26 protein-coding genes, 2 pseudogenes and 1 riboswitch are annotated in these 21085 nt (G+C 42.2%); of the genes and pseudogenes, 17 read left to right on the top strand and 11 right to left on the bottom strand.

Annotated elements, in window-relative coordinates:
* Window positions 1–97: 97 nt before the first annotated feature.
* The 5 genes from N667_RS0111835 to N667_RS0111815 all read left to right on the top strand — a co-directional run bounded on the left by N667_RS0111835 (window position 98) and on the right by N667_RS0111815 (window position 3316).
* The gene (locus tag N667_RS0111835) at window positions 98–349 is read left to right on the top strand and encodes a YpmP family protein (protein ID WP_027409770.1); all 252 of its coding nucleotides are present in this window, start codon (window positions 98–100) and stop codon (window positions 347–349) included.
* 111 nt (window positions 350–460) lie between these two features.
* Window positions 461–1303, top strand: a complete 843-nt coding sequence (locus N667_RS0111830; RefSeq protein ID WP_027409769.1) for a DegV family protein — start codon at window positions 461–463, stop codon at window positions 1301–1303.
* Window positions 1304–1340: 37 nt separating this feature from the next.
* A complete protein-coding gene (locus N667_RS0111825; protein WP_027409768.1) occupies window positions 1341–1913 on the top strand; it encodes an SCO family protein in 573 nt (190 codons plus the stop codon).
* A 66-nt stretch (window positions 1914–1979) separates the two neighbouring features.
* Window positions 1980–2756, top strand: coding sequence for an SGNH/GDSL hydrolase family protein (locus N667_RS0111820; protein ID WP_027409767.1), 777 nt, complete (start codon window positions 1980–1982; stop codon window positions 2754–2756).
* Window positions 2753–3316, top strand: a complete 564-nt coding sequence (locus tag N667_RS0111815) for a YpmS family protein (protein WP_027409766.1) — start codon at window positions 2753–2755, stop codon at window positions 3314–3316. Before N667_RS0111820 ends, N667_RS0111815 begins: the two co-directional genes overlap by 4 nt.
* Before the next feature lie 87 nt (window positions 3317–3403).
* Here N667_RS0111815 and N667_RS0111810 read toward each other — a convergent pair whose 3' ends face one another.
* From N667_RS0111810 to N667_RS0111795, 4 genes are all read right to left on the bottom strand, one after another.
* Window positions 3404–4768: an RsmF rRNA methyltransferase first C-terminal domain-containing protein gene (locus N667_RS0111810; RefSeq protein WP_027409765.1), complete on the bottom strand. Its 1365-nt coding sequence runs from the start codon at window positions 4766–4768 to the stop codon at window positions 3404–3406.
* An 85-nt stretch (window positions 4769–4853) separates the two neighbouring features.
* The gene (gene plsY, locus N667_RS0111805) at window positions 4854–5438 is read right to left on the bottom strand and encodes a glycerol-3-phosphate 1-O-acyltransferase PlsY (protein WP_027409764.1); all 585 of its coding nucleotides are present in this window, start codon (window positions 5436–5438) and stop codon (window positions 4854–4856) included.
* Window positions 5439–5538: 100 nt separating this feature from the next.
* On the bottom strand, window positions 5539–6165 hold the full coding sequence (locus tag N667_RS0111800) for a DUF2238 domain-containing protein (RefSeq protein WP_027409763.1): 627 nt from the start codon (window positions 6163–6165) through the stop codon (window positions 5539–5541).
* 177 nt (window positions 6166–6342) lie between these two features.
* Window positions 6343–8016, bottom strand: coding sequence for a DUF2339 domain-containing protein (locus N667_RS0111795; protein WP_027409762.1), 1674 nt, complete (start codon window positions 8014–8016; stop codon window positions 6343–6345).
* 145 nt (window positions 8017–8161) lie between these two features.
* Here N667_RS0111795 and N667_RS0111790 point away from each other — a divergent pair, with 145 nt between their 5' ends.
* Together N667_RS0111790 and N667_RS20205 are read left to right on the top strand one after the other, a co-directional pair.
* Window positions 8162–8788, top strand: coding sequence for a pyridoxamine 5'-phosphate oxidase family protein (locus N667_RS0111790; protein ID WP_035098822.1), 627 nt, complete (start codon window positions 8162–8164; stop codon window positions 8786–8788).
* 192 nt (window positions 8789–8980) lie between these two features.
* Complete coding sequence (locus N667_RS20205) at window positions 8981–9070, top strand: putative holin-like toxin (protein WP_232223965.1); 90 nt, start codon at window positions 8981–8983, stop codon at window positions 9068–9070.
* 280 nt (window positions 9071–9350) lie between these two features.
* Here N667_RS20205 and pepT read toward each other — a convergent pair whose 3' ends face one another.
* Complete coding sequence (gene pepT, locus N667_RS0111780; RefSeq protein ID WP_027409760.1) at window positions 9351–10583, bottom strand: peptidase T; 1233 nt, start codon at window positions 10581–10583, stop codon at window positions 9351–9353.
* 163 nt (window positions 10584–10746) lie between these two features.
* Window positions 10747–10881: riboswitch (FMN riboswitch) on the top strand.
* Between the two features lie 212 nt (window positions 10882–11093).
* On the opposite strand from pepT, the gene N667_RS0111770 reads away from it, so the two are divergent.
* On the top strand, window positions 11094–11675 hold the full coding sequence (locus N667_RS0111770) for an ECF transporter S component (RefSeq protein ID WP_027409759.1): 582 nt from the start codon (window positions 11094–11096) through the stop codon (window positions 11673–11675).
* Between the two features lie 100 nt (window positions 11676–11775).
* On the opposite strand, the gene N667_RS0111765 is transcribed toward N667_RS0111770, so the two are convergent.
* Entirely contained in the window at window positions 11776–12369 is a 594-nt protein-coding gene (locus N667_RS0111765; protein ID WP_027409758.1) for a molybdopterin-dependent oxidoreductase, read from the bottom strand.
* 332 nt (window positions 12370–12701) lie between these two features.
* Between N667_RS0111765 and N667_RS18655 the strand changes: the two are divergent.
* Together N667_RS18655 and N667_RS18650 are read left to right on the top strand one after the other, a co-directional pair.
* A pseudogene (locus N667_RS18655) lies at window positions 12702–13164 on the top strand (GNAT family N-acetyltransferase).
* A pseudogene (locus N667_RS18650) lies at window positions 13139–13641 on the top strand (N-acetyltransferase family protein). Before N667_RS18655 ends, N667_RS18650 begins: the two co-directional pseudogenes overlap by 26 nt.
* A 208-nt stretch (window positions 13642–13849) precedes the next feature.
* Here N667_RS18650 and N667_RS0111750 read toward each other — a convergent pair.
* Together N667_RS0111750 and N667_RS0111745 are read right to left on the bottom strand one after the other, a co-directional pair.
* Window positions 13850–14104 carry a hypothetical protein gene (locus N667_RS0111750; protein ID WP_027409757.1) on the bottom strand — a complete coding sequence of 85 codons (255 nt, stop codon included), beginning with the start codon at window positions 14102–14104 and terminating at the stop codon, window positions 13850–13852.
* A 103-nt stretch (window positions 14105–14207) separates the two neighbouring features.
* Window positions 14208–14492: a hypothetical protein gene (locus N667_RS0111745; RefSeq protein WP_027409756.1), complete on the bottom strand. Its 285-nt coding sequence runs from the start codon at window positions 14490–14492 to the stop codon at window positions 14208–14210.
* A gap of 225 nt (window positions 14493–14717) precedes the next feature.
* Between N667_RS0111745 and N667_RS0111740 the strand changes: the two genes are divergently transcribed.
* The 3 genes from N667_RS0111740 to N667_RS0111730 all read left to right on the top strand — a co-directional run bounded on the left by N667_RS0111740 (window position 14718) and on the right by N667_RS0111730 (window position 16361).
* Complete coding sequence (locus tag N667_RS0111740) at window positions 14718–15176, top strand: YjdJ family protein (protein WP_027409755.1); 459 nt, start codon at window positions 14718–14720, stop codon at window positions 15174–15176.
* Between the two features lie 113 nt (window positions 15177–15289).
* The gene (locus N667_RS0111735; protein ID WP_084279188.1) at window positions 15290–15814 is read left to right on the top strand and encodes a nucleotidyltransferase family protein; all 525 of its coding nucleotides are present in this window, start codon (window positions 15290–15292) and stop codon (window positions 15812–15814) included.
* Window positions 15815–15836: 22 nt separating this feature from the next.
* Window positions 15837–16361: a YcxB family protein gene (locus tag N667_RS0111730; RefSeq protein ID WP_027409753.1), complete on the top strand. Its 525-nt coding sequence runs from the start codon at window positions 15837–15839 to the stop codon at window positions 16359–16361.
* Between the two features lie 28 nt (window positions 16362–16389).
* Here the strand turns inward: N667_RS0111730 and N667_RS0111725 are convergent, their stop codons facing one another.
* From N667_RS0111725 to N667_RS18645, 3 genes are all read right to left on the bottom strand, one after another.
* Window positions 16390–16614 (bottom strand): DUF3892 domain-containing protein, encoded by a 225-nt coding sequence (locus N667_RS0111725; RefSeq protein ID WP_027409752.1) that lies wholly within the window; start codon window positions 16612–16614, stop codon window positions 16390–16392.
* Between the two features lie 140 nt (window positions 16615–16754).
* On the bottom strand, window positions 16755–16913 hold the full coding sequence (locus tag N667_RS20340; RefSeq protein WP_269528356.1) for a GyrI-like domain-containing protein: 159 nt from the start codon (window positions 16911–16913) through the stop codon (window positions 16755–16757).
* Window positions 16913–17260, bottom strand: a complete 348-nt coding sequence (locus N667_RS18645; RefSeq protein WP_269528354.1) for a GyrI-like domain-containing protein — start codon at window positions 17258–17260, stop codon at window positions 16913–16915. Before N667_RS18645 ends, N667_RS20340 begins: the two co-directional genes overlap by 1 nt.
* 383 nt (window positions 17261–17643) lie before the next feature.
* Between N667_RS18645 and N667_RS0111715 the strand changes: the two genes are divergently transcribed.
* The 4 genes from N667_RS0111715 to N667_RS0111700 are packed head-to-tail and all read left to right on the top strand — an operon-like array spanning window position 17644 to window position 21076.
* Window positions 17644–18189 (top strand): RNA polymerase sigma factor, encoded by a 546-nt coding sequence (locus tag N667_RS0111715; protein ID WP_027409751.1) that lies wholly within the window; start codon window positions 17644–17646, stop codon window positions 18187–18189.
* On the top strand, window positions 18182–18937 hold the full coding sequence (locus tag N667_RS0111710) for a hypothetical protein (protein WP_027409750.1): 756 nt from the start codon (window positions 18182–18184) through the stop codon (window positions 18935–18937). Before N667_RS0111715 ends, N667_RS0111710 begins: the two co-directional genes overlap by 8 nt.
* A gap of 1 nt (window position 18938) precedes the next feature.
* On the top strand, window positions 18939–19820 hold the full coding sequence (locus N667_RS0111705; protein WP_027409749.1) for an ABC transporter ATP-binding protein: 882 nt from the start codon (window positions 18939–18941) through the stop codon (window positions 19818–19820).
* The gene (locus tag N667_RS0111700) at window positions 19817–21076 is read left to right on the top strand and encodes an ABC transporter permease (RefSeq protein ID WP_027409748.1); all 1260 of its coding nucleotides are present in this window, start codon (window positions 19817–19819) and stop codon (window positions 21074–21076) included. The genes N667_RS0111705 and N667_RS0111700 overlap by 4 nt, the downstream gene beginning before the upstream one ends.
* Window positions 21077–21085: the final 9 nt, after the last annotated feature.

Here is a 21085-nt window from a genome sequence, read left to right as displayed (position 1 = left end):
GGCAAAAAAATTATTAATCTTTCGCACAATCCGACATACTTTCGCATCTATTTCGTGTATAATAAGAGTAAATCGGTCAAAAAAGAGGATTGATATTTTGCTATTTAAAAGCCTGGAGTTCAAGAATGTTTATGGACAGAAGGTAAAAATTATCGACATTCCTGTATTGGAGGAAGATAGCACTTATCGATTTATGGTTCAAATGCGTTTAGAAACGTTTATTGCGAAAGTATATCGGTCGCACGAAGGTCGTTCAGTTTATTCGTTTAGAGATTATCTAAAAAAAGCACTAAAATGGCCTATCTATGAACAGATTTTTAAGACAGATATTTTAAAAAACAATGCATAATATGAGAAAGTTGTTTTGCTTCGGCAAAGCAACTTTTTTTGCATTTTTTATAGGCATTTCCTACGTTTCATTGTATAATGGTCAATAAGGTTCAAACTAGGAAGTGAAATGATGAACAAAATAAAGATTGTAACCGATTCAACGGTGGATCTCCCCGATGAAATATTAAAAAAATATGGAATTGAGGTAGTTCCTCTTACATTTACGATTGATGGCACAATGTATACAGACCGCGTCGATCTTTCACCTGGCGAGTTTATGGAAAAAATGCGCGCATCAAGCGAGTTGCCGAAAAGTTCCCAGCCGGCTGTCGGGCAATTTCTTGAAGTATATAATCGTCTAGGGCAGGAAGGATATGATATCATTTCGATTCATATGGCCAGCCAATTAAGCGGAACGATACACTCCGCGGAGCAGGCAGCGGCGATGGCGAACGCCAACGTAACGGTCATCGATTCGCAGTTTATTTCGCTTGCATTAGGGTTTCAAGTGCTTGAAGCAGCGAAACAGGCGGCGGAAGGAGAAAGTGTGGCGGAAATTGTGCAGCGTCTTGAGGAAGTGCGTCAAAACACCCGTTTGTATGTAACGGTTGACACACTCGAAAATTTAGTGAAAGGCGGGCGCATTGGACGCGGTAAAGCTTTAATTGGATCGCTATTGAATATCAAACCGATCGCTGCGCTTGTTGACGGAATCTATACACCTGTTGCGAAAGCGCGAAGCTATTCGCAAATCGTCAAATATTTAACGGAACGATTGATGGAAGATGCGGCGGGTAAAACGATTCGCGCAATCGGAATCGCCCATGCCGATGCTTATTCTTTAGCTGAGCGTCTTAGGCAGTCGATTATCGAGGCGACAGGTTATGAACAAACCGATATCGTTTATACGACGCCGATCGTTTCGATCCATACAGGACCGGGAGCGATTGGGTTTATGTACTTAATAGAATGAGTTTTTGATAAAATAAAAAGTATAGGTGAATTTAGGGATGAAAAAAGCTGGAATTATTATGTTGCTTAGCATCGTACTGCTAGCTGCATGCGGCAAAAAAATTCCGAATGCCCAAAACTGGCCGATTGCTCCATTTACGTTTACCGATCAAAATGGCCAGCAATTTGGCTTAAACGATCTAAAAGGAAAGATTTGGGTGGCTAACTTTATTTTTACCCGTTGCGCTGACGTTTGTCCGCCAATGACGGCCAATATGGCCAAATTGCAACGAATGGCGAAAGAAGAAGGGCTGAAAGTTGAATTTGTTTCCTTTAGCGTGGATCCAGAAAACGATCAACCAGAACAGCTAAAAGCGTACATTGAAAAGTTTCACGCTGACGTTCGCCATTGGCATTTATTGACGGGATATAGCCAACGGGAAATCGAGGATTTTGCTCAAAAAAATTTTAAAACTATTGTGCAAAAACCTGCGAACCAAACCCAAGTGATTCATGGTACTGATTTTTATCTCGTGGACCAAAACGGAAAAGTGGTACAATATTATAATGGCATGAATGATGTTCCGTATAAACAAATTTTAGAGCACATTAAAATTTTACAATCATCATAAGAGGCAAAAATGTTGGCACATTTTTGCCTCTTCCTGTTTTCCTTTTTCAACAGGTAGGTGAGACTAGTGAAAAAATGGGTGATGATTTACTTGATTTCTCTTTTGTGTGTCGCATGTTCGGCTGCAGAAGCGATGAATGCTGTCAGCACGCCGTTTCGCCAAATGGGGTTACCTAACCGTCTAACCATTCCGAACGATTTTGTTCCAAAAGATTTGAACATATTAGCCATGGGAGATTCGTTGACAGAAGGGGTAGGAGATGGCGATCACAACGGTGGCTATGTCTCAGATGTCAAAGAGAAACTGCTCTCCTATAAGGGAATCCGATCGGTGAACGTGACGAACCTTGGCAAAAGAGGGCTGCGAATTTCACAGCTAAATGATATGATTAGAGAGAATGAACAAGCGGTGCAAGAAGCAGATGTCATTTTAATTACGATCGGCGGCAACGATGTGATGAAAATCGTTCGTTCCCATTTGTTCGATTTAACATATTCATTATTTGAAAAGAAACAAAAAGTTTTTGCGATCAAACTTCATGAACTGATCGGGACGTTGCGGTCGCTCAATCCACATGCTACGATTGTTCTTATCGGATTGTATAATCCATTTTCAAGCCCGCTTCAAGCCATTCCGGAAATCGATAAAGTGATCGATTTTTGGAATGGCGGAAGTAAAGAGGTATTGCGTCAATACGATCATACCGTTTTTGTGGAGATTAAAGATTTATTTGATAATCGCGATGATTTACTTTATAGTGATCAATTTCATCCGAACGAACAAGGATATCAATTAATTGCTGAACGGGTATATCAGCAATTGCTAAGGAGTATACAGCAATGAAGTGGAAAAGAGCTTTTTTTGCCTTACTTGCGGTTAACATTGTGATGTTGGCGAGTTTGTTGTTTCTCGTCTTTCGTGCGCCTAAAGAGGCGATTCCAGCCCCGAAGGCGACAAAAGGGGCCACGTTTCTTGTATATGCCTCGAAAGAAGATGTCAATGTGATGATTAACAATTATATAAAGGAAAAGGCGAAGAACGGCCCGCTTTCATACCATGCTTGGATTGACGATCGCGTGTATTTGACGAGCAAAGTTCCCATTTTCGGAAGGCAGGTCGACTTAACCGTTTCGTTCATCCCGGAAGTAGTGCATGGGGGAAATCTGGAACTGCGCGATCCCGATTTATCATTGGGAGAGTTGAGGCTTCCTGTTAACTATGCGCTAGCGTATTTGCAAAAGCATGCGAATTTGCCGGAAGAAGTGGTCATTAATCCAGATAAAAGCAGGGTTTATATTGCGCTTGCGAATATCCGCTTTAAAAATGGCTACCGCATTGCTGCCAAACAATTTGATTTGCAGCATGACCATATCGTTTTTACATTAACAGTGCCAAATAAATAACCGCATACAGGACTGTACAAATAGAAGCGCTAAGATGATCAACATCTTAGCGCTTTTGGCTTATCCGTCATTTTTAGCATATGGCTGTTATACAACGCGAAGCCCTTTCGGATAAAAATTTTTGACGATTCCTTTTACTTCTTTCCCCCAGCCGAGCGGATAGCCGTCGATTGTGACAACGACCCAGCCGCGGTCACCATTCGTTATGAGCGTTTCGCCGCGCAAATATTTATTCCATTCAGCGCTGCTGCTTTGTAAATCGACGGTATGCAACACGTCTTCTATTTTTAACGCCAAGGCGAGCGCGTGGTTTGGCTCAAACCGCTGTTTTTTCAATTCGCCTAAATGCAAGCCAGCCCGCACAACCTTTAATCCGTCAAAATTCGGACAATCATCGGGCAAGGCGAAGAGATGCTGTTGGAATGCATAAATCGTATTTGCGATTTCCGTTTTTAAAATGGTTTTTTCAAACGTCCGATAATCGCGCAACGATTGTTTCGAAACGTTGGATATGGCATTTTTTCCATTCCAATGGGCCGAAGGAGCGGTTTTTTGGATTTTAGCAACAAAATGGCCTTCCCCCTTTAGGTGATGAGGCCAAAGCCGCGCCGTACTTTTGATTTCATTAATACCAGTTATCGTCCATTCTGGCTTTCCAGATTGGATGCCGTTTGATTTTTCAATCGATATTAATTTAAGATCGCTATATTTCTGCAGGAAGGCTTCGACCGTTTGCTCATTTTCTTCTGGAGAAAATGTGCATGTCGAGTAAACGAGAATACCGCCTTGCTTTAACATGCGGTAGGCGCAATCTAAAATGTGCCGTTGTTTGACGGAACATTGTTGAACGTGTTCTTCGCTCCAATACTGAATCGCTTCCTCGTCCTTTCGAAACATTCCTTCCCCCGAGCAAGGGGCATCGACTAAAATTTTATCGAAATATCCTTCGAAACGGTCCGCTAACTTTTCCGGTGTCTCGTTTGTCACAAGCGCATTTGTGATGCCGAATCGCTCTATATTCTCCGATAAAGCTTTGACGCGCTTCGGATGAATTTCATTGGCGAGCAGAAATCCTTTGTTCTCCATCATTGCCGCCAGTTGTGTCGTTTTGCCGCCCGGTGCGGCGCAAAGATCAAGCACTTTTTCTCCGGGCTTAGGCCGCAGCGTCTCGGCGACGAACATAGCGCTTGGCTCTTGAATATAATAAAGGCCGGCTGCATGGTACGGATGCTTTCCCGGCTGCGCTTCGGCACCATAATAAAAGCCGGTTGGACAAAACGGAACAGGAGACAGCGCAAACGGAACGAGCTTTAAAAATGTGTCCCGGTCCATTTTTAGCGGGTTGAAGCGCAACCCGTTTTCTTTTTCTTCCTGGTAGGTTGCGAAAAAGCGAGACGCCTCTTCTTGTAAGAGCTTGCTCATTTTTTCAACGAATGCATCAGGTAATTGCAACAGTGAAACTCCTTTCCTCAAATATGGTAATTTGATTCTATTAATGCGTCAAAAGAGGCTGTCTATATGAAGACAGCCTTTGCCATTATAACCATTTTACTTTCGGCTCTGTTTTATTGATAATTCGCTTAATATTGGCGCGGTGGCGGTAAAAAACGAATGCAGTCAATAAAGAAACAGCAATCATTAACGGGACATCATCGGTAAAGAAAACGCTATAGATGATGGAATACACTCCCGCAAGCATCGAAGAAAGAGATACATACTTTGAAAGATACAGAACAATAAAGAAAACCGCCAAGAGAGTGAAAAATAAAAATGGCGAATAAGACAATAAGATTCCCCCAGAAGTGGCAACCGCTTTTCCGCCGCGGAAACCGGCAAAAATCGGGTATGTATGTCCAATGACCGCAAATGCTCCTACAAGGAGCGGATGAATGTCCGCGGCAAACAATACAGGGAGGCTTGCTGCCAACGTTCCTTTCAAAATGTCACCAATCGTTACAATTAGCCCCGCTTTGACTCCTAATACGCGAAAGGTGTTCGTGCCTCCCAAATTTCCGCTGCCGTGTTCGCGAATATCGATGCCATACCCGACTTTTCCGACCACAAGCGCGAACGGAATCGAGCCGAGAAGGTAGGCAGCGATTACAATCAATATTTTTGTCACCAATCTTCATACACCCTTTACTAGTCAAATTCGTGCATGATTTTATTTTACCACGCATCGAAAAAAACGCCAGATAAGAAATTGGGATTTGCGGGAAGAATCATTTTTTGTCCATATTTTTTAAAAGCTTGTTGTGCCACTTTGAGAAAATAAACAACGCTACAATCGAGCCAACGAGGCAAAATAACATGTCCCATTGGGTATCCCAAGGGTCGCCTTGTGTTCCTAGGAAATCGTGAACGGTTCTCGCTTGCTTCACGATCTTGGCTACTGCCCATTCAATGATTTCATATAAAGCAGCAATTGAAAGGGTTATGCTGACAGCGATCGTCGATAGCCATAGGCCTTTGGTCAGCGGTGTTTTACGCAGTAAAATTTCTCGCAGAACGATGGCAAACAAGCCCTTTAGAAAATGGCCAAATCGGTCGTAATTGTTTCGCTCTAGATGAAAAGCATCTTTAATCCAGTTGAAAAGGGGGACGTTGGAATATACATAGTGTCCACCGATGAACATGCTGATCGCCAAAACAGAAATGATGGTATAGGAAAGCGTAGTCATCGGAAAGCGATTGTATACGGCAATTACAATAATTAAACCAGCAACCGCTGGACTGACTTCGAGTATCCATGTTCCGTAATTTGTAGGCTTGATTGCTGACCAAATAAAAGCAGCAATGACGATCAACAGTAAAAAGAGGTGAGCCTTCCAATGCAGATGCTTTCTCACGTTATACACTCCTCGTAAGAAACATTTTGATATTTTTATTATTAGAAAAAAAGAGATTTCCATACGGGAAATATGATGAGAGATTTTTGCTTTTATCGGTGCAAAAAGGAATTCGGCAGTGCTGGTAAGGGAATTAAAAAAATCCCCACTTTCGCTATAGGAAAGCGGGGAAGGAGATCAGCTTTTTCTGTAAAACATGCGAGACATTAAGATTCCGATGCCGCCAAGTCCAATAAATAGGATGGAACGTATCAGTAAAGAAACGATCGGAAGATCAATAAAAATTAATTTCAGCAATGTTAAGAAAAGCAGCACTACCCCTAACAGGCGCATCGATCTTTTCGCTCGCATCGTTCCAAAAACAACGCTGAGAACAGCAAAGACAGCCCAAGTAAAAGACAGGGCCATTTGTTGTATATGACTGCTAAACGATTGGGTTAAAACCACGCTGATTTGGGAAACGAATAAAAATAGCACCGCTATAAACGAAGCGAACGGAATTTTTTGCAGATCATTTTTCAAAGGGAACCGTTTGAACACGTTCATAAGAAACCCTAGAGTTGCTAGTTCAACGGTCCAATGCAGCGTTTCAATAGAAACGATTTCGTGAATCCAATCGCTCAATACCGAAACAGAACCAATGATACAAACAAATCCACCGGAAATTTGCTGCAGAACCGATTTCAATTTGATTCCTAGGAAAAGAGCGATAGCCCCCTCTAATAATACGAAAGAAGCGATATATTCCGAATCAAACAGATGAATAAAGAGAGTTAGCAGCGAAAAAGTGGCAATTGACAGGGCAATGCTCTGCCTATCGGAATCTTTTTGATGAAATAAATAAGCAATATAAGCGTAAATCGCCAAAAAGAGTGTTAGAGATAAATTGATGATCCCGTCATTGTGATCAAATGCGGCAAACACCCACATAATAGACAAGACGAAACTCGCAAACAGCGTGGACATTTGCTCGCGAATATATAATGTTTTCTTTAGAAAGGCAACAAATAGCAGCAAATGCTGAATTAAAATGGCCACAGCAAATATTTTAAGCGCCAAGGCATTTGAGTGAGCGCTAAATGAACCAATCACAATATAAGCAAAAAATGCGGCGTGTAACAATCCGGCAGAAGCGATATATAGCCAAACAAAGCGTTTTTGCAAAGAAAAGAGCAGCAAACTGAAATAAAGCAGCACTTCGTAAGAAGCGAACAAATATAAATTATGATGCTGGCTTTCTAATAAAAATGGAATTAAATAGCCGCCGATCCCTACAAAAATCGCTAAAACTTGTGAACGATGTTTATTTGATAAGAAGATGCCGAGCGCAATCCATATAATGTTTAAAATAAAAGCAATGGATGCAGGGATAAAATGATACAACACATGGACGGCGAAAGTGGTTAACATGAAAATGGAAACCGAGCCGCCATAAAGAACGAGACCTAACGCACGCCTATTTTGCTTTATTTGTTTTTCAGCCAATACAATGAGAGCGCCTCCGGCAATAAATCCTAACAATGATCTTATCCCCGGACCGAACAATCCGATAGTGCTCGCCACTTTAAACGCCCAAACGATGCCTAAAAGAAGAACAAAAACGAAAATACGCGGAAGCCATACTTGGCCAATAAGCACTTCCCAATCGACTGGTTTTTTCTCCTTTTTAGAATGAGCTGAAGCAGGACGACGCTTCTGCTTGTTGACGGTTACTTCTGTCGGCGTTTTCGTTCGTTGCCGAAGGGCCGAAAGCTGATCTAAAATTTCTTGGTTTTGCTTTTTTAAGAAAATCACTTCTGCTTCTAACGTTTTCATTTTTTGTTCTAATTGATTCAGTTGCTCGTCACGCAAAAAATCCCCGCCTCCCTGTAGTAATAGTAAATGTTTCCAAATACATTATATACCAATTCTGTAACCATTGAAATATATCGGGTAGGAAATGATGATTCTTTGTTGAAGTAAAAAAGTTAATCTCATAATTCGGCAAGGAGTGAGAATGTTGTTTGAGCATAAAGTGACAACGGAGGAAGAGCTGCGTTCATTGATCGGCCAACCGAGCGAATTGGTGAAGCGAAAGGTGATTTCGTATTTAGACGAGCACTGCCGGCGTTTTATATCGCTTTCTCCCTTTATCGTCATCGCGACTTCTGATCAATCGGGATGCTGCGATGCTTCTCCGCGCGGCGATATGCCAGGGTTTGTAAAGGTAATAGATAAAAAGCATTTGATCATCCCGGAACGTCCCGGCAATAAGCGAATGGATTCGATGCGCAATATTTTGTCCAATCCGAAAGTCGGTCTGCTGTTTTTCATTCCTGGTTTAGGGGAAACGCTTCGGGTGAATGGGAATGCTTGTTTAGTGCGGGATGAACATTTGCTTGCACAAATGGCGGTAAAAGGTCGAAATCCTTTAATAGGGATTGGCGTTGAAGTGGAGGAATGCTTTATTCATTGTGCTAAATCTTTAATCCGTTCAAGGCTTTGGGATGCGGATTCTTGGCCGGAGCGGGAAACGTTGCCGCTAGCGGCGAATATGCTGCATGCACATGCGAAGCTGCCCGATATGACAGCGGAACAAATCACGGAACGGCTTCAGGAAAGTTATACAAAAAGGCTGTATTGAACGGAAGATGATAATATGAGGGGAACATGCAAGCTTTGTGACGAAGCGGCTTTTTTAGGAATAGTACAGTTAAGTAATTGAAACTAAAATAAGAATATATGTTCCTATTTTGGTAATCTATGATATAATAAACATGCACGGCTATTGTAGGGTGGGCGGTGGTCACTCCCTTATAGAAAGGGGGTGGCTTTGATGATGACCATTACCGATGCTTTAACGTTAATGATTGCGTTTGCATCATTAGTGGTAACCATTATTTCTGTATCAAAAGACAAAAAGTAACCCACCCCGCTCGGCCTAAGTAAGGGTAGGTTACTATCCGCATTTTGGGCCACTGCGCTTCTTGCAGCAGCTGTGTATGAATAGGACATTGGTAGCGGCCAATGTCCTACCTTTATTCTATGTCATTCACTTTCATTATAATCCTAAATAAAGGGGAATCACAAGAAATTTATCATTTTGCGTGAGAAGATTCCTCCTTTGAAACGGGGGATGATTGATCGGTCAACAAATCCCCCGCTTTCGCTGTCGGTAAGCAAGGGGCGAAGAGAGAAGGGATTTGTTATGCTTTCTGTTCGAACAGTTTGGCGATTTCAATAATAACATTTACGGCTTTGACCATGTTATCAACGGAAATATATTCATAGCGGCCGTGGAAGTTTTCGCCGCCTGTAAAAATGTTAGGAGTAGGCAGTCCCATATATGAAAGCTGCGAACCGTCCGTACCACCGCGAATCGGTTTGATAATTGGTTCAATGCCTAAATTGTTCATCGCCTCGTACGCAATATCTACCACTTCTTTTACAGGCTCAATTTTTTCGCGCATGTTGTAATATTGGTCACTAATATCAAGCGCAATTCGTTCTGCCCCATATTTTTCTCGCAACTGTGCGACGATCTCTTCCATTTTTTCTTTTCTTTCCTCAAATGTCCCGCGGTCGAAGTCGCGGATAATGTAATGAAGTGTTGTTTGTTCTACATTACCTTCAAAAGATAGCAAGTGGTAAAACCCTTCATAACCGTCTGTATGCTCTGGCGCTTCCGTTTTTGGCAATTGTTCATGAAATTCCATCGCCATTTTCATCGAGTTGATCATTTTTCCTTTCGCTGTACCAGGATGGACGTTTTTCCCCTTAAATGTGAGTTTTGCCTGCGCCGCGTTAAAACTCTCATATTCTAACTCTCCAAGCGGACCGCCGTCGACGGTGTAAGCATATTTTGCTCCGAAAGCAGCGACATCAAATTTGTGTGGTCCTCTGCCGATTTCTTCATCAGGCGTAAAGGCAACGCGAATTTTGCCGTGCTTAATTTCCGGGTGTTGAATTAAGTAGGCCATCGCTGTCATAATTTCGGCAATGCCCGCTTTATTATCGGCCCCTAAAAGCGTTGTGCCGTCTGTTGTAATGAGCGTATGGCCTTTGTAATTAGCGAGCTCAGGAAAATCAGCGGGAGATAGAACGATATGTAACGATTCGTTCAATACGATGTCGCCGCCGTCATAGGCTTCGACGATTTGCGGATTGACATTCGCACCGGTAAAATCGGTCGCCGTATCGAGATGCGCTAAAAATCCGATCGTCGGCACCTCTTTATCCGTATTTGCCGGCAATGTTGCCATCACATACCCGTTTTCGTCCATCGTCACTTCTTCCATGCCGATGGCTTTTAACTCTTCGACTAGCATATGTGCCAGTTCAAGCTGGCCAGGAGTAGAAGGGCACGTATCGCTAGCGGGATTGGATTGCGTATTGACTTTCACATATTTGGTAAAACGCTCTATAATTTCTTGTTTCATTCTTTCCATCTCCTTACGATTCGCTAAATTTTTCCGGATTTATTTTATCACAAAACTATCGCATACAGGAAAAATTTTGTTGTAATACAGTTTTTTCGGGTTAAAAACTTTTCAATAGACAGGAACGATAGGAAAATTGTATAGTAAATATGTAAAATATACGATTCATCTTCGGGGCAGGGTGAAATTCCCGACCGGCGGTGATGAAGCGCTCACGCTTCTTAGCCCGCGAGCCGAAAAGGCAGGATCCGGTGCGAGTCCGGAGCCGACAGTATAGTCTGGATGGGAGAAGATGAAGGTTTGCCGGCGTTCGGTCAGGCGCTTGAACGTCTATTTGAGCATGCCTATTTTTCTCCCTTAAGCATTCACGCTTAAGGGTTTTTTATTAAAAAATTCGTGTTGTTTCACTACTAATGTGAAGATTTTCGTTTATGGTAGCCATGGCTCTATGCTCAAGTCGGCAGCCTTCTTCTTGTGGGGATGGATCACGAGAAGGAGAGGAGAATGAATATGAAAGCAATGAATGTACGCGCCTTTGTGTCTATTGGAGTGTTTAGCGCCATCTCCTATGTGCTGATGCTGCTAAACTTTCCGCTTCCGGCATTTCCTAACTTTTTACTCGTTGATTTTAGCGATGTGCCGGCGTTAGTAGCTGCTTTGCTATATGGACCGCTCGCTGGGGCGCTCGTAGAATTACTGAAAAACGTGTTAAACTATTTTCTTGTTGGCAGCGCTACCGGTGTTCCGGTCGGACATATTGCCAACTTTGTTGCTGGAATGACATTTATTTTACCAACATACTATCTTTACCGTAAAATGACGTCAAAAAAAGGAATGATGGCTGGCTTGGTCGGCGGCACGATTGTGATGGCTGTCGCGATGAGCGTGTTAAACTATTACATCTTTTTGCCGGCTTATACGATTTTTCTCGGCATGCCGGCAATGAGTGCGCCAGAAGCGAAAGCGCTCATCGTTTCAGCGATCTTGCCGTTCAACGCAATAAAAGGTGCGATCATCACCCTCGTTTTTATGCTTCTGTTTCTCCGGTTACGTCCGTGGCTGCAAAAGCAAACGACAACCAATCATGTATGAGCATAGCGAAAGGGACCGCTGTTTGAAAATGCGGTCCCTTTTATTATTTAGCGTATTTACCGAGAAGTCCCCCGCACCTAAAGGAGGGGTTCGCCAAGAGTTATACAGAAAATCTTTCTTCTTTGAATGGATTTGCTGTCATCGAATATCCGCGTTCCTCCCAGTAGCCCGGTTCGTCTTTTTTCATGAAGCGAATCCCTGAAGTCCACTTTGTTCCTTTCCATAAGTAAAAGGATGCCGGTGGAATAAAGCGAAGTGGATAGCCGTGCTTGGGCGAAATATGTTGCCAATCATAATGATTGTCTTTCCAGCGGTAAACAAAGAGCGCATCATCTCCCATGAGCGCTTCAAGGGGTAAGTTCGCCGAGTAACCAAAAGGATCGCCATTCAAATAGCCATACAGTTTTACATATTTTACGTCTGGATGAAGCTCTACAAACTGTAAAAATTCGCGAAATGCAATTCCTTCAAACGTTGTTTCAAACTTCGACCAAGTGGTGACACAATGCATATCAATCGTTGCGATTGTTTTAGGCAACTCCATTACTTGTTTGTATGAAAGAACGCTCTCCTCTTTTACGTCGCCAAAGAGGCGAAATGACCATGTTGTTTCATCAAATTCATATACATCTCCTTCATGGAGAATCGGCCATTTGTCTGTTTCGAATTGACCAGGCGGCAATTGTTTTGCCATTGTACAACATCCTTTCTTATGTATTTTATATAGAATAATACGAGTCCCCATTGGAAGATGCAACCAAAAAGGGAGGGAATAAACGAATGATGTCGAATTTTTTGAAAGACACAATGATATGTGAAGGAGGAACGAGCTAATGGCGAACGAAGGAATGGCTGCTGATTTTTAGTTTTCGCTATTACCTATTGTTTTCATTATGTTGCTTACAGGACTACTGCTACTTTTCTTTGTAAACATCATCATTCAAAATCGAACATTGAAAAGCATAGAAAGAAAGTTAGAAAGAATGACGCAACTGCTTGATTCGAATAAAGATGGGGAGTGAGGATATGCCGGGTAAAGTACATATAGAACGTGATTTAACGGATGTGAATTGGACACGAATGAAAGAAATATACGAATCGGTTGGTTGGATGAGGCATACGGAAACGATCATTCAGCGCGTTTTTCAAGCAAGCAATATTGTAGCGCTGGCATTTTTCGATGGTCTTCTCGTCGGATTTGGACGCGCTCTTTCCGATGGGGTGTTTAATGCGGCGATTTATGATGTAATCGTTCATCGTGATTATCAAGGTAAGGGAATTGGGAAGGCGATTGTGGGAGATTTGCTAGCGCAGCTTCAATCGGTCTCATGTGTCCATCTCATTTCGACAACAGGAAAACGAACCGTTTTATATCCAAGCGGGATTCCGAAAGGCGAAGACGGCGTTAGCCCGCTATCGCAGCGCGGAGTTGGCAAAAGAATATTTGGAGGGAGGGGAGGAACTTGAACATCCGCCATGCAACGGTTGATGATGCTGAACGTTTGACAGCTTTGATTTTACAAGTAGAGCGCGAATCGGACTATTTGTTATTTGAGCCGAGCGAACGGCGGCTCACTCTGAAAGAACAGCGCGGCCAGCTCGAGGCGATCGAAAATGAGGAAAATACAACGATTCTGCTAGCCGAGACAGAAGAGGGAGAATTAGCCGGCTATTTAGTGGCAAGAGGCGGGCGCGCAAGGCGGAATCAACATATCGTATATATTGTCATTGGTGTGCTTGCTTCTTATCGAGGAAAAGGAATCGGGACAATGCTGTTTACGGAATTGGAGCGATGGGCGCGCACGAAAGGGATTCATCGCTTAGAGCTGACTGTTGTGGCAGACAATCACCAGGCGGTTTCCTTGTACAAAAAATGGGGTTTGAACAAGAAGGAGTGAAACGTCATTCATTGAACATCAATGGACAATATGTCGACGAATACTACATGGCCAAATTGTTGTCATAGCCTGAGCATTTCGGGAATCGTGATACAAGTGATAGTGATAAACGGGTAGCTTGATTGTTGTAAAAGGTGTGTGAAATGAAGAGAGTGTACATATTTAAAACGTAAGCGAAAGAGTTTGTTTTGAAAGTTAGAAGAAAAGGACAAGAACTATTATTAGAATAAATAAAGAGGGATAGAGACATGGCATATATGAACTCTATCCTTTGATTTATTTCGCTTCACTTTGATTAAAAAATACATCACACACTTGGTTTAAGGATCGCAACCTTTCGATTAATTCATTTAAGTCACATGTGTGAAAAGTGTCTTGAAGCTCCCGATTCTCTTCAGTTAAGGAATAGATGTGCACTTCCGTATATCCGTCCCATCTTACGTTCACATCGAACTGGCCGTCTTCACTTTCGAGTTCGAGCGCTACTGTGGTCCCGTCTCCACTTTTATGTTGTGTCTTGATAATCCACATAAACATTCCTCCTCCTTGTTTTCATTGCCTTTGCTGTTAGACATCATTTGCGTTTTAGTGAACGGAAGGGAGCAGATGCGTCCTGCTCCCATTATAATGCCCGTTATGCTTCATTTGTTGCTTGGCCACGGCCAGAGAGAGGCGAGCCGGTTGATGTATGTTCATTCACCCATTCTTGCGCTTCGTCTAAAATTGCTGATGCATTTGGAATTTCATTCGTATGTTGTGTAATCCAATCCATGCAGTATTGCGGGTCAATGTTGTGCTCGAAACACTCAGATAAAAATGATTGAACGTTTGATACATTGCAGTTTTCCCATGTTCCGCACGTGTTGCGCCAAATCCGTTCCATGGTCTCTTGTACAGAAGAATTTTCGAAAGAGTTCATCGCTTGCTGCTCCTTTCTCATAGGTGTCCAATTTTCATTTTTATATGATTATTTACAGTATTTCCAAAAGAAAAGGTTATAGTAAAAAATATGTGTTCTTTTAGATCGCAAGCTGTATACATCAAATCTCCTTGCCGATTTTTATGCATTTATGTTTAAATGGTAGTGGATTGAAAAATTGGTTACGGTTCGCCAGCGAATTGTATCAGAAGGGGGAACGGTGCAGTGCGGTTTATTTTACAGTACGTTCTTGCTTTTTTCCTTTTTGTGTTTTCATCCTTGGCTTCGTGGTATGAAGGAAGTGCATTGAGAGATTTGCCTTGGGAATGGAAGTATTCGGCGATTTTTTCGCAAATGCTTCACGGTTCCATCAAAAACAGCAAGGACATCTCGCAGCTTGATCATTTTATATATGCGGCCAAATTCAAACCGATTTTTCCTATATTGATGGTGCTAAGTTTGATTTACCTTGTAACTTTAACAGGTTATTTGCTGTTTCGATATAACGTCAAAAAACTGATCGTGTTTTATTTCGTGTTTGGTGTACTGCTTTTTGGGTTGGGGGCTGTAGTAGCTAATTCTCCAACGACAGGGGGCCGTTATTTTACTGTTCTTTTTATGGCTGCTTGCTTGTTATATGTACTCGTTTCATTTCTAAAATTGAAAAACATAAGAAATGCTTAGTTGAACAAGTAAGTGCGGGCGTGAATGTTTTTTTGCTTTTAGGGAGAGGAGATCCATTGACAGTATTAAAAAATGAAGAGGACATTATTAAATTGATTCGGCAAGACGAGTGGATGCTGGAAATATTGCGGACGGTACAATCGTTGCATTTGCCCGATTGGTGGGTGTGTGCCGGCTTTGTCCGCGCAAAAATTTGGGATGTGTTGCACGGCTTTCCAAAAAGAACGCCGCTTCCCGATATCGATGTCATTTATTTTGATCGCATCCATACGGAAGAAGAGAAGGAAAAGAAATGGGAAAGGCAGTTGCGAAATCTGATTCCCGGCCTCCCATGGTCGGTAAAAAATCAAGCAAGAATGCACATCGTCAATGGCTCGGCTCCTTATTTTTCATCGATTGATGCAATGGCAAAATTTCCTGAAACCGCGACAGCGCTAGGGGTAGCGCTCAACGAAAATGGCGACGTTGTGCTGGCCGCCCCGTGGGGAGTAGATGATGCCATCAACATGCGCATTCGACCCACTCCACATTTCCGCGCATCCGAAAAACTGATGCAAATTTACGAGGAACGCCTATGCAAAAAAAATTGGCAAAACACCTGGCCGAACGTGACCGTTTGGACTGTCGTTGAACATTAAGTATCATGGAGGAAACTACAAAATGGAAATTCGTTATCGACTAACAGAAGAAGACTATATCAACTTTAATTTGTTTCATGTAAGAAACTCTAAAGCCGCTCAGAGGACATTGAATATGCAGCGGTTTGTGACACCGATTATTTTTCCTTTGCTTGCCTACGTATTTTCCAAAATCGGAAACCTTTCTTTGTTAGGATTGCTAACCACATTTTTTATTATGGGACTTTTGTGGATCGTGTTTTATCCGAATTACTTTTATAGAGTTGTAGCCCGCAACGCCAAAAGAATGATCCGGGATGGAAATAACGAAGGATTGGTAGGGGAACATCACCTCGTCATGACAGAGGAGGGAGTTGTTGATTCAACCTCGTGCGGCGAAACGAAAGTAAGCTGGTCGGGCATAAAAGATTTTAAGGAAAGTGAAGGTTACTTTTATTTGTACAATAGCGCGGTGAGCGCATGTATTATTCCAAAAAGGGATGTGGAGGACGTGGAAGAAACGAGAACGTATATTCAATCCCAGTTAGCCCAGACAAATAAGTTGTAAGAAAAGAGCCGTTATAGGCTCTTTTCTGTTAAAACGTCGGCAAATTGTCGAGGTTGTTGCTTGGGTCTCCGTCGGCGTTGCTGCGAAGATGCAAGTCGCCGTCCTTTCCTCTAAACGTATTCACACCTTCAATTTCACCGTTTTGTGCCATCACTTGCGCCTGCTTGTAATCGACAACCCGCCCCGAAGACAGCTTCAATTCTACAATATCGCCATCGCCGTTTTTGCGGACCGCTACGACTTTTTCCGCCATTACGCTCACCTCCTTGCTGATAGTATGGGAAGGAGGTAAGCGATTTTATGCGTGTGTCACCTAGCAAAACGGGCGCGTAATAAATGAAGGAGCCGCTTTGACAAAGAAGCCCCTTTCATTTTTTCTAGTTGAATGCTTATTTATCGAATCGGCACCCATATTTCTGAACGATAATCATGACTCGACGGGTCCCCGTCCGGATATACCTCGAGTTGCGGCGTTCCCGCATATTGGTAAGGTTGTGTCGGAAACCATTCGGAAAAAATATACGCCCACGCTTTTTGCATCGCCTCTGGCATCACGCTTTTTGCATCGCCTCTGGCATCGGGCCGCGCACCTCGAACACGACCCATTTGGATGACGGGATTTCAAATTTGGCTAGTCCATCGGGCAGGGCATCTCCGTTGTGTTCAACAGCAATCCAATAATCGATCGTTTGCTCCGCATCGCCGCTTGAAGCGCATACGCCAAGCACTCCTTTTAACGAGCCGTTGTTCAGCGTTAATAATAAATCAATCGTTCCATCTTGATGAACTTCTTCCCACAGTTTCGGAATGCCTGTCACGTGTTCTCCGTTGCTTGATGAGAAGGTTCGTTTGACTCCGACTACTTGAAATGGGTCTTTTTCAATCATTTTGTGGTTCATCCGTTCTCCTCCTTGCAGCGATACAATTATACACTTGTTTCAGTGTTGTAAGAGTTTGCTTTACTATATTATAGCACGTGTGTTCGTTATTGAAACTGTGGCTCTTCTGTTTGCTAGGTTATTTTTATATTGTACAGAAAGCGAAGTCACATCTTAGAAAAAGTAGCAGTTGGCTTCCTTAATCGTAGTGACTCAATGAGCAAACAAATATAGTTTGGTTATATTATCAAAATGATCACATTTTTTTAAAAAGGGATGTTGGAGTTTTATAGAGATTTTTGATGTATTTTAAACAAATTTTTTAAACTCTAAAACTATTTTCTAACAAATTGCGAATATATGAATGAAAGCTTTGCCAAGGGAAGAAGTGGGAGTCGAAACAAATGGACCAAGTACAGAAATGGATTGCCAAAGTAAAAAAATCGGATCGTGATGCCGCTAACCAACTCGTCAGCTTTTATTATAAGGATTTGTACACTTATCTTTACAAGCAAACGTTAAACAAAGAGTTGGCAATGGATTTAACACAAGAGACGTTTATTAGTATGTTGCGTTCAATCCATTCGTATGACGAGAAAAAATCGTCATTTCGAACGTGGCTATACCGTATTGCGACTTATCAAATCGTTAACTATTACCGTTCCAAATACTATCGGCAGCATCAAACATCGGTGCAGATCGATGGCGAACTGGGAAAAGAAGAAGATTTTACGCTGAAATTAGAATACAAGGAGGAAGTGGAGCGGATTTTGGCGGCTTTGAATGCGTTGGAAGCGTCTGCCCAGCAAGTGTTCCGCCTTAAGCTGTTTGGTGAATATACTTTTGCAGAGATTGCCGAGGCTACTGGTTTAACCGAATCGACGGTAAAAACAAAATTTTATAGCACGATAAGAAAAATAAAAAAATTGATAGGTGATGCCCATGAATAAAGAACGATTTCAATTGGACTTTCCGAGCGATGAAGAGATTGCCAAACATGTCCATTTTATTGTGCAAAAGGGAATGCCTGATAAAGAGCCGTTTTTTCGCAAAGTATATACGCTCTATCGACAGCTTGGATTTTATACTTTATTGCCGAATTATACAGAGCTATTCTTTCTCGTTATTTTGGGGACGGCGCTGCTTTTAGCGATGGGGCTGCACGCCCGTGAGCATATCGAAGCGGAAAATATATATACGTTTATTTTTGTCGCATCGCCGCTTCTGTATTTGCTCGTTTGTTCCGTCTCTTTTTATCGCATGTGGGACAATCGCACATACGAGCTTGAAATGACGTGCAAATACGATATTTTTCAACTTTCCTCGCTTCGAATGCTGATTTTTAGCGTGTTTTGTTTTGCCGTCAATACATTGATGATTGCGGCAACCGTCATGGCTTATAACTATATTTCATTCATTAAAGCATTTCTCATATCAGCAACAGGCCTGTTTCTGTTTGCCGTGTTGGCGTTATTTATTTTACTCGGTCGCCGCTTGCGAATCGTGAGGCTATTGTTGCTAACCGGTTGGGTGCTCCTGAATAGCAGCGCGTTTATTTGGAGCAAACATTTTTATTTGTTCATTTTAAATCAGATCTCTATTTCGATCTATCTCGTCGTTGTGATTACCCTTATTTTTGTCTACATTCAACAATTGAAAAACATGATGCAAGTAAGAACAACAGAAGGAGTGGTGTAATATGCTAGTCGTCAATCATGTTAGTAAAAACTATGGTAACTTTGAAGCGCTGAAAGATATTGATTTAGAGTTTTCGAGCGGAATCTACGGGCTGCTCGCGCCGAACGGGGCGGGAAAAACGACGTTGATCAAGCTATTGGCGACGCTAATTTTTCCGAGCAAAGGAGAGATTTTATATAACGGAACAAACATTAGCACATTAGGCGAATCATATCGGGAAATTTTAGGGTATTTGCCGCAAGAGTTCGGCTATTATAAAAACTTTAGCCCCAAGCAATTTTTATCGTATATCGGGGCGCTGAAGGGGATTGATCCAGAAACGCTCGAGCAACGAATCGATCGATTATTAAAACTAGTCGCCCTTGACGATGTAGCAACCAAAAAAATGAAAAAGTTTTCCGGCGGAATGATTCAGCGTGTCGGGATTGCACAGGCGATGCTCAATGACCCAAAAATATTAATATTGGACGAGCCGACGGCGGGGCTTGACCCAAAGGAGCGCGTGCGCTTTCGCAATTTGCTGTCGGAATTAGGAAGGGACCGCATCGTGATTTTATCAACGCATATCGTATCTGACGTCGAGTCGATTGCCAATGAAGTGATTATGCTTAAAGATCAAAAAATTTTATACAAAGATCGGATCCTGCATATTTGTAAAATGATGGAAGGCGTCGTATATGAAACGGTCATTTCGTACGAACAAGTCGCTACATTGAAACAACGCGTTTTTCCGTTATCCGAAAGACAAGAGGACGGTTTATTAAAAGTTCGCTTTGTTGCTAAAGGAGCGCCGGAACCTGCATGGACTGCGGTGAAGCCGAATCTTGAAGATGTGTTTTTGTATGTATATCGCGACGAGATGCGAGGGGAGGGCGCGCTATGAGCCTTTGGCAGCTGGAGTTGAAAAAAGCATTTCGGTCGCCAGTTGTCTATGTATTAATATCGCTGTTTTTATTTCTAAACTTTTCGCTTCTCTATAAACATGCCGGTATTCGCGACGAATTAAAGGTGACAAACGAACTAGTAGACAAGTTTGGCTATCAAATTGATGAAAAAATGTTTGCGAAACTGAGAGTTTACTATTTAGCGAAGTTAGAAAAAATGAACGAACTGACAAACAAAAAAATCGGTAAAACATACAAACGCGCGAACGACTTCTTTGCGCCGTCTGAATATAAAAATAGGGAGAATTTCAACAAGGCTGAGTTTCATGTAATGATGGAGACGGCAATGATTGAAAACTATTATGAGTCGATCTCGAACATTGACGACTTTTATCGCAAGCTAGATTTGTCAAAAAATGCGCTGTCTGATATTCGCGGGTACGGTTTAAAAGGAGCCGCGGCAGAACATACGAGGCACTATTATAGAAAATTGGGCGAGCGTCTTGACGAACTGGTTCAAAACGGAGAGCATAAAACATTGTTTTTCTTCGGCATGATATATCGGATGCATGCGCTTTTGTTTAAAGACTTGATGCGGTCCATGATTTTTCAGACGATGGTTTTAGTCGTACTGATAACAGCGCATATCGTGACATACGAATTTCAAAACCGCACCCATTTGACGGCGTATAGTTCAAAAAGAGGAAGAAGACTCATGGTTGATAAGTTAGCCGCCAGCTTAGTCGCCGCCTTATGTGTGAGCACCACCATTGTCGGACCTAGTTTATCCGTCTATTTTCTTCTGTTTGACTATAGCGGTCTTTGGCATGTGCCAGTTAGCAGCTTTTTTAACCGTGAGTTTTCGTTTCCGTATATTTCCTGGTGGAAATTACCGTTTGCTGCCTACCTTGGATTGATTGTCGTCGTTTTTATAATTTGCCAGCTTTTTTTCGCAATGGTCGCCTATGTGATTTCTATGTGGTGCAAAAACAACTATGTCGCTTATGCTTTATTTGCCATCGGATTTGGCGTTGCTGTTTTTGTACCGGGTATCATGCCTAAGTCGTCCTTAGCATTATTTTGGACAATATACACCCCTTTTTCTCTAGTTTTAAATCCGCATCTTTGGTTCATGGGCTGGAATGTGTTCTTTCCTAAAAATTATGTTCCAATGACAATTATTGTATGGATCGTCTTGCTGACAGCGGCAATGGCTATTACTTTGCTCAAATTTAAAAAAGAACCCATTCATTAAGGAGAGATT

The sequence above is a fragment of the Anoxybacillus tepidamans PS2 genome (assembly GCF_000620165.1).
GTDB lineage: Bacteria > Bacillota > Bacilli > Bacillales > Anoxybacillaceae > Anoxybacteroides > Anoxybacteroides tepidamans_A.
Note: the sequence above shows the minus strand (reverse complement) of the source record. Positions and strands in the feature narration are given on the sequence as shown.